This window comes from Devosia salina, from assembly GCF_019504385.1.
GTDB lineage: Bacteria > Pseudomonadota > Alphaproteobacteria > Rhizobiales > Devosiaceae > Devosia > Devosia salina.
In genome coordinates, this window is record NZ_CP080590.1 from 4,289,011 (window position 1) to 4,296,375 (window position 7,365).

Genomic DNA, 7,365 nt, shown 5'->3' on the forward strand with positions numbered 1-7,365 from the left:
CTGCAATAATTCTGCGGAGAGCTGTATCGAAGTCCGCGGCGGACGAGCCTTCACTTCCGAGCGTATCTCGGTAAACACCGACGACGGGCGCGAATTCCACCTCGACCACCCATCTTTGGCTACCGTCCAAGTACTCGACATGGTGGCGATCAGCCACCTGCACGACGTAGCCATCGCTGTGCTGAACCTGTTGCGGTGCACCACATTGAAACATCAGGCCCTCAATACCCGATCTCGGAAAACCGCGCCTCTCTTGCGTCATAGACCAGCAACCGCCCAATCAGCGGCTCACCCACGCCGGTGATCAGCTTGATCGCCTCCATGGCCATCAGTGTGCCGATGACGCCGGTGACGGGGCCGAGAATGCCATTGGCCTCGCAGGAGGGCAGGGCGTCGTCGCTGGCCTCATCGGGGTAGAGCGCCGCATGCGGCGGGCCGCCGAGATGCGGGGCAAAGACCGTCACCTGGCCGGAAAACATCGAGACGGCGCCCGAAACCAGCGGCTTGCCCAGCCGCTCCGTAGAAGTGGCGACGATGCGGCGGGTGACGAGATTATCGGTGCCGTCCAAGACCACGTCGCAGGTCCCGACAAGGGTATCGGCATTGCCCTCGGTGATCGCTTCGGCATGCAGGTCCAGACCCACATGGGGGTTGAGCGCGCCGGCAAAGGCGCCGGCGCTATTCGCCTTGCCCGTGCCGACCGAGGCGCTGGTGTGGATCACTTGCCGCTGCAGATTGGACAGGGAGACCGTGTCGGGATCGATGATGCCGAGATGCCCGATGCCGGCGGCGGCCAGATAGGCGATGGCCGGGCTGCCCAGCCCGCCAGCACCCACCACCAGCACGCGGGCGGCTTTCAGCTTTTGCTGGGCCGCGCCGCCAAAGCCCTTGAGCACGAGATGGCGCGCATAGCGGCGCGTCTCGTCCGGGCCGAGGGGCGGCTCAGAGGCCAAGGGGAACCGCCAGGAAACGCCGGTCCGGCCCCTCGAAACCACCGGGATAGACCGAGATGATGGCCACCGCATTGGAAAGCGTCGCGCCCTCGAAAGGCATGACCACGCCATAGATGCGATAGTCCAGCGGGCAGCCGCGCGAACGGGGCAGGTTCTGGTCGCGATGCACCAGGCGGGCCGTGCCGCCATCGGCAATGCTCAGCTCATAGCCGACGGGCTCGGTCCCGAACCATTCGGCACAGGGGCTGGTGGCCACAGTGCCGAAGGTCGAAAGGTCCAGGGTGTAATTGCCCGATACGCTGCCGGGCAGATAGCCGGGGGCGCCGAAGGTCAGCGCCTTGGCGTCGCTATCGGGCACGCCATCCCCGATCATGGCGGCGACTTCGACCGGAACATGGATGGCGAATTCCGCAATATGGTCGGCGGCCTTGTCGGCGACCACCTGCCGCACGGCCTCGAGGCTGGTCTCTTCGCTCTCCGCCTGGAACCGCACCGGCGTGCCGACCACCCAGCTGTCGGTATCCAGGTCGATGACGTACAAATTGGAATAGGCAAAGCCCGACCCGTCCTGGATGCCGAATTCCTCGAAGGCGAAATAGCGGAAGTCCTCGGAAAAGCCGACATAGTCGATCAGGGCCCGGTCACCCGCCGCTGCGGGAAATGTTGCGGCCAGGGCCAGAACGGCGCTAGCGGCCAGTCGAACCGTGGCCGCCTTCGCCACGCTCGGTTGCATCCAGTTCATCAATTTCTACCAGTTCCACCGCTTCAACCCGCGCCACCACCATCTGGGCAATCCGGTCGCCCCGGCGCAGCACGAATGCGTCCCTACCATGATTAATCAAAAGAATTTTGACTTCCCCGCGATAGTCGGCGTCCACCGTTCCGGGGGAATTGAGGACGGTCACGCCATGCCGCGCCGCCAGCCCCGAACGGGGCCGGATCTGCGCTTCATAGCCCTGGGGCAGGGCGATCGCGAGGCCGGTCGGGACCATGGCGAAATCGCCCGGTGCGATGGTCAGCGTCTCGTCCGCCCCGATGGCCGCGGCAAGGTCCAGACCCGCCGCGCCCGCGGTCTGCTGGCGCGGCAGGGGCAGGCCCGCGCCGTGCGCGAGCCATTTGAGATCGATCCGAATGCTCAAGGCGCCCGCACCAACGCATAGAGTTCCTCGGGCAGGCCGGCGGCGCCGTTGATCAGGTCGAGCATGGGGATGACCTGTTCGGCGCGCGTCTTGTCGGCCGACAATGTCATGTTGGTTTCGACGATTTCCGCTCCGGAGATGACGATGGTCATCGTCCGGTCGGCGAAGAAAGCCTCCACCATCTGCCGGGTCTGCTCGTCCATCTCGTCTTCCGCACCCAGCTCGCTCTGCATGTCGGCCGTGGGCAGTGCCACGCGGATCAGGCCTGGTCCGGCTTCGGTGAAGGTCATGCCGCCTTCGTCCTGGCCCAGGTCGAGATCGGCGAACTTGCCGTCCTCCACGATGATGCAGGTGGCGCTGCCATCGGCATTCTCGGTCAGGCTGCCTTCGGCGCAGAAGCTGTCTTCTTCGGCGCTCCCGCCCTCGGCGCTCATCTTGACCATGGAATAGACATCGGCGCCCATGACCTGGGTCATCGTGGCCTTGGCTGTGGTCGGGCTGGTGATGGCCACTTCGATATTGATGTCGATGCAGCCGGCAAGTCCGGCGGCCAGCAGCACGGTGGCCGCAAGCTTGCCCAGAAGTTTGACGCTCATTCCGGTTCTCCCGTATTGGGCGGCCCTCACCGCCCGATGGTGCAATCTAGGTGTGGTTGCCCCGGCCCGGCAAGCGGTCGCCTGGACCGGGCGGTATCAGGGCAGCGTCAGGACGCGCCAGATCAGGGCGCCGATCAGCACCAGCGCCGCGCCGAGCACGGCCAGGGCGAGCCCGCGCATCAGCCGATCCCGCGGACGGTTCATCATGGCACGGTGCTCGGCCAATGCCAGCTCCGCCTGGGCCATCAGGCGCGGCACCCGGCCGGCGGCCTCGCCCATGCGGGTCAGGTGCCCAACAAGGTCCTCAAGGCGTCCGACAGGCCCCTCCTCGCGCCGCAGCCACTCGGCCACCACCGGTTCGGCCACGGTCCAGATGTCGAGATTGGGGTCCAGCGTGCGGGCCACCCCTTCCACCAGCACCATGGATTTCTGCAGCAGCACCAGCTCGGGCCGGGTCTGCATTTCAAACAGGTCCGTAATGGTGAAGAGCTGCCCCAGGACGCGGGCCATGGAAATGTCGGCAGCGGTGCGCCCATGCAGCGGCTCACCGATCGAGCGGATGGCCAGGGTGAAATCGTCCACCGACTGGTGCGGCGGCACATAGCCGATGTCGAAATGCCGCTGCGCCACCAGGCGATAATTGCGGGTGATGAAGCCATAGAGGATATCGGCGAGGAAGCGCCGTTCGGACTTGCCGATGCGCCCCATAATGCCGAAGTCGACCGCGATCACATCGCCGGTCCGGGGATCGGCGAACAGATTGCCCGGATGCATGTCGGCGTGGAAATAGCCATCGCGGATGGCGTGGCGCAGGAAGCTCTGCAGCAATTTGGCCGCGAGCGCCTTGCGGTCGATCCCGACGGCCTCGATGGCCGCATGGTCGCGAATGGGGATGCCATGCATCCAGCTAGTGGTCAGCACATTCTGCGCCACATGGTCCCAATGGACCTCCGGAATGACGAAGCCACTGTCGTTCTTTATGTTCTCCGCCATTTCCGAGATGGCGGCCGCTTCCAGGCGCAGGTCGAGTTCGAGCCGCATCGAATGGTCGAGCGTGCGCACCACTTCGGTGGGCTTGAGGCGCCGGCTGGCGGGCGAGAAGGTTTCGGCCAGTCGCGCACCGGCATAGAGACTGTCGGTGTCAGCATGAAAGCGTTCGGCGACGCCCGGGCGCAGCATCTTGACGGCGACCGTCCGGGGCACTTCGCCGGGCATGCGCAGCCGCGCCTTGTGCACCTGGGCGATGGAGGCCGCGGCGACCGGCTCGCTGATCTCGGTCAGCTGCGCCGCCTTGGCGCCCAATGCGGCTTCCAGGATGCCCGGCACCAGTTTGGGATCGAAAGGCGGCATCTTGTCCTGCAGGCCGGACAGATCGGCCGCGGCCTGGACACCCACAATGTCGGGTCGCGTGGCCAGGGTCTGGCCAAACTTCACATAGGATGGCCCCAGCTTGTGCAGGGCGGCATTCAAGCGCTCGATACTGCCGGTCTTGCGCACCGCCCGGCGCTCCACCAGCCGCGCCAGGCCGATGCCGGCCTTCATCATCGGCGGCAGCGATTCCACCGGCAGCACGGAAAAGGCACCCTCGCGCGCCAGCACCCAGCCGGCATGGAACAGGCGGAAAGTGGAACCGAGCGACATCGACTAGAGTTTCCAGCCCGAAAACAGCGTCGCGATATTGCCCGTGAAGCTCTGATGCTTGACCCGCTTGAACCCGGCCTTGCCCAGCATGGACGAGAAGGACGCCGGGTCCGGGAATTTGCGGATCGACTCGATGAAATATTGATAGGGCTGCGCGTCGCCGGTCACTACCCGGCCCATGGGCGGGATCAACTGGTCCGAATAGAGCCTGTAGACGCTGTCGAACCCGGGCACGTCGACCTGCGAGAATTCGAGCACCAGGATGCGGCCGCCGCGCTTGAGGACACGATGGGCCTCGTCCAGCGCCTTCTGGATGCGCGGCACGTTGCGGATGCCGAAGGCGATCGTATAGGCGTCAAAGCTCTTGTCCTCGAAGGGCAGCTCTTCGGCATTGGCCTCCACGAACTGCACCTGCCCCGGATAGCGCCAGGACTTGGCGCGCTCGGCGCCCACGCGCAGCATGTCGGCATTGATGTCGGAGACAACCACCTCGGCATAGCCGAACGAGGCATTGACGATGCGCTCGCCGATATCGCCGGTGCCGCCGGCCATGTCGAGCACGCGATAGGGGCGCGAGCCGGCCTTGGGCGGCGCCAGCTCGCTGACCATGGCGTCCTTCCAGAGCCGGTGCACGCCCACGCTCATCAGATCGTTCATCAGGTCGTAGCGGTCGGCAACGTCGTGGAACACCTTGTTGACCAGCCCCTGCTTGTCCTCAAGGGCGACGACGCGTTCGCCGAAATGGGTGGTTTGGCTGGGCTCGGTCATGGCAAGGCTCGATGCACTTTGTATTGATGGCAATACGTTCCGTATCGCGGCGCACCATATATAAGGCCTTGGCAATTGCCCATGCCACAAAGCCGCGCAGGGTGAAGGAGTTGTCCATGCCTGAACTGCCCGAGGTCGAAACCGTCCGCCGGGGTCTCGCGCCCTGGCTCGAAGGCGCGACCATCGAGACGGTGACCCTCAATCGCCCGGACCTGCGCTTTCCCCTGCCTGCGGGCCTGCAGTCCGCCCTTGAAGGCCAGACCGTGACCCATATTGGCCGCCGGGCCAAATATCTGCTTTTCGCCCTCTCCGGAGGCCAGACACTGCTCAGCCATCTGGGCATGACCGGCTCCTGGCGCTTTGCCGAACATGGCATCGACAAGCCGCCGCGCTATTACGAGCCGGGCACCGAGCCCAGGCATGACCATATGGTCTGGCAGCTCAACCACCCCCGGCATGGCCGTAGCCACCTCATCTATGCCGATCCTAGGCGGTTCGGCTTCATCGATCTCTATGCCGATCCCGGCGACAGTCCCTATCTGCAGGGTCTGGGGCCAGAGCCCCTGGGTAACGAATTCTCCGCCGAACAGATGGCGGCGGCCTTTGCCGGCAAGAAAGCGCCGATCAAGGCGGCGCTGCTGGACCAGCGCGTGGTGGCGGGCCTTGGCAATATCTATGTGGCCGAGGCCCTGCACCGCGCCCATATCCTGCCCACGATCGAGGCACGGACCCTGGTGACCCCGACCGGCAGGCCGAAAAAGGCGCTCGAGAACCTGGCCCTCGCGGTGCGGGAGGTGTTGGTCGCCGCCATCGAGGTCGGCGGCTCTACCATCCGCGATTTCCGCAGCGTTGAGGGGGCGGGCTATTTCCAGCACAGCTTTGCCGTCTATGATCGGGAGGGCGATCCCTGTCCGACCCCTCTTTGCAAGGGCGTGGTCAAGCGCATCGTGCAGTCGGGCCGCTCGACCTTTTATTGCCCGGTGTGCCAGAAGGCGCATTGAGGGCTCTTCCTTCTCCCCTTGTGGGAGAAGGTGACGCGCAGCGCCGGATGAGGGGGGCTGGAAATTTAGTCTCTGAAGAGAACACCTCACCCGCCCTTCGGGCACCCTCTCCCACAAGGGGAGAGGGGAAACCGAGAGTGGGAATCCAGTTGACGTCCCCCATTCAATCTCCTATAGACCCCCCGACTTGGCGGCAGCGTGCCGCCGCTTTCATTTCATCCCGGCAGGTTGCGGCGCCTCAAGCGGCGCGGTTCTGCCGGTTGGACGACCCAAGAGGACCGAAATGGCCAATACGCCGTCAGCCAAGAAGGCGACCCGCAAGATTGCTGCCCGCACCGCGATCAACAAGTCGCGTCGTAGCCGCGTGCGCACGTTCATTCGCAAGGTCGAGGAAGCGATCACCGCTGGTGATCACGCGACCGCCTTCGCCGCTCTCAAGGCTGCCGAGCCCGAGATCCACCGCGCTGCCACCAAGGGCATTGTCCATGCCAATCTGGCGGCCCGCAAGGTCTCCCGCCTCAACAGCCGCGTGAAGGCCCTGGCCGTCTGATACGGATCGGGCCGGGCGCGCCTCCACCAGGCCGCCGCTGCGCTACAATTCGGGCTCCGCAAGGAGCCCTTTTTGTTGTATGGTAGCGGCGCAAGGATTTTCGCCATTGTTCTGTCACATGACTATTTTGCAACGGTCGTCCTGGCGTGAGAACGAAGGGTGAAGGCTGCGTTTTAGTGAGGCATGCCAATGGCTTGTGGCATTGGCGGTCCGGGAGTGACAAGCACTCGGCCGGTGTGGTTCGCAGTCAGGTGGAATTTTTTTTTACCATGACCAACCCGGCTAAGTGTTCGAATCTGCCTTGAGTCACAGGCTCTTGCCGGACCCTTGTTTTGGGCGGCGGGCAGCGGCGAAAAACAGCTCTCCGAGTCAAGTCCCTATTTCAACGATTCACGTGTTGCGGGTCCAATTTCGAGCCTCTAATGTACTTTGGCCGGCGGGGAAAAGAGGGGTGGAACGACCCTCCCTAACCCGGCGGTGAGCCTCCTTCAGGCGGCTCGGGACTTGGGGCAATTCCGGCAGTCCTGCCGGCAATTTCAGCCAGTGATTTTTGTATGGGGTGCTTTCGGGCAGCCGGTCAAATTTGAGTTGGCAGCGTTCATTCGACCGTCGGCCGGGGCAGGCCGGGTTCAAGTGAAAGGTCAAGAGGGAAGCGGCGACACCAGCGGTCGCCGGACAGATTAAGTGCGTCCGCGTGTCGGACGCAGGGGCGAAGCC

General features: G+C 64.5%; 8 protein-coding genes. 2 read left to right on the plus strand and 6 right to left on the minus strand.

Annotated features, from left to right (window positions below; all coding sequences use genetic code 11):
• Positions 1 to 221: 221 nt before the first annotated feature.
• The 6 genes from K1X15_RS21120 to ubiE form a co-directional block, all read right to left on the minus strand.
• Positions 222 to 953, minus strand: a complete 732-nt coding sequence (locus K1X15_RS21120) for a HesA/MoeB/ThiF family protein (RefSeq protein WP_240549595.1) — start codon at positions 951 to 953, stop codon at positions 222 to 224.
• Positions 943 to 1,695: a DUF2259 domain-containing protein gene (locus K1X15_RS21125; protein WP_220305487.1), complete on the minus strand. Its 753-nt coding sequence runs from the start codon at positions 1,693 to 1,695 to the stop codon at positions 943 to 945. The genes K1X15_RS21120 and K1X15_RS21125 overlap by 11 nt, the downstream gene beginning before the upstream one ends.
• The gene (gene dut / locus K1X15_RS21130) at positions 1,640 to 2,092 is read right to left on the minus strand and encodes a dUTP diphosphatase (protein ID WP_220305488.1); all 453 of its coding nucleotides are present in this window, start codon (positions 2,090 to 2,092) and stop codon (positions 1,640 to 1,642) included. The genes K1X15_RS21125 and dut overlap by 56 nt, the downstream gene beginning before the upstream one ends.
• Complete coding sequence (locus K1X15_RS21135) at positions 2,089 to 2,688, minus strand: hypothetical protein (protein ID WP_220305489.1); 600 nt, start codon at positions 2,686 to 2,688, stop codon at positions 2,089 to 2,091. The genes dut and K1X15_RS21135 overlap by 4 nt, the downstream gene beginning before the upstream one ends.
• Positions 2,689 to 2,784: 96 nt before the next feature.
• Positions 2,785 to 4,329, minus strand: coding sequence for a 2-polyprenylphenol 6-hydroxylase (ubiB, locus tag K1X15_RS21140; protein WP_220305490.1), 1,545 nt, complete (start codon positions 4,327 to 4,329; stop codon positions 2,785 to 2,787).
• 3 nt (positions 4,330 to 4,332) lie between these two features.
• A complete protein-coding gene (ubiE, locus tag K1X15_RS21145) occupies positions 4,333 to 5,097 on the minus strand; it encodes a bifunctional demethylmenaquinone methyltransferase/2-methoxy-6-polyprenyl-1,4-benzoquinol methylase UbiE (RefSeq protein ID WP_220305491.1) in 765 nt (254 codons plus the stop codon).
• Between the two features lie 116 nt (positions 5,098 to 5,213).
• Between ubiE and mutM the strand changes: the two genes are divergently transcribed.
• A complete protein-coding gene (gene mutM / locus K1X15_RS21150) occupies positions 5,214 to 6,098 on the plus strand; it encodes a bifunctional DNA-formamidopyrimidine glycosylase/DNA-(apurinic or apyrimidinic site) lyase (RefSeq protein ID WP_220305492.1) in 885 nt (294 codons plus the stop codon).
• Positions 6,099 to 6,381: 283 nt separating this feature from the next.
• Complete coding sequence (gene rpsT / locus K1X15_RS21155; protein WP_220305493.1) at positions 6,382 to 6,648, plus strand: 30S ribosomal protein S20; 267 nt, start codon at positions 6,382 to 6,384, stop codon at positions 6,646 to 6,648.
• Positions 6,649 to 7,365: the final 717 nt, after the last annotated feature.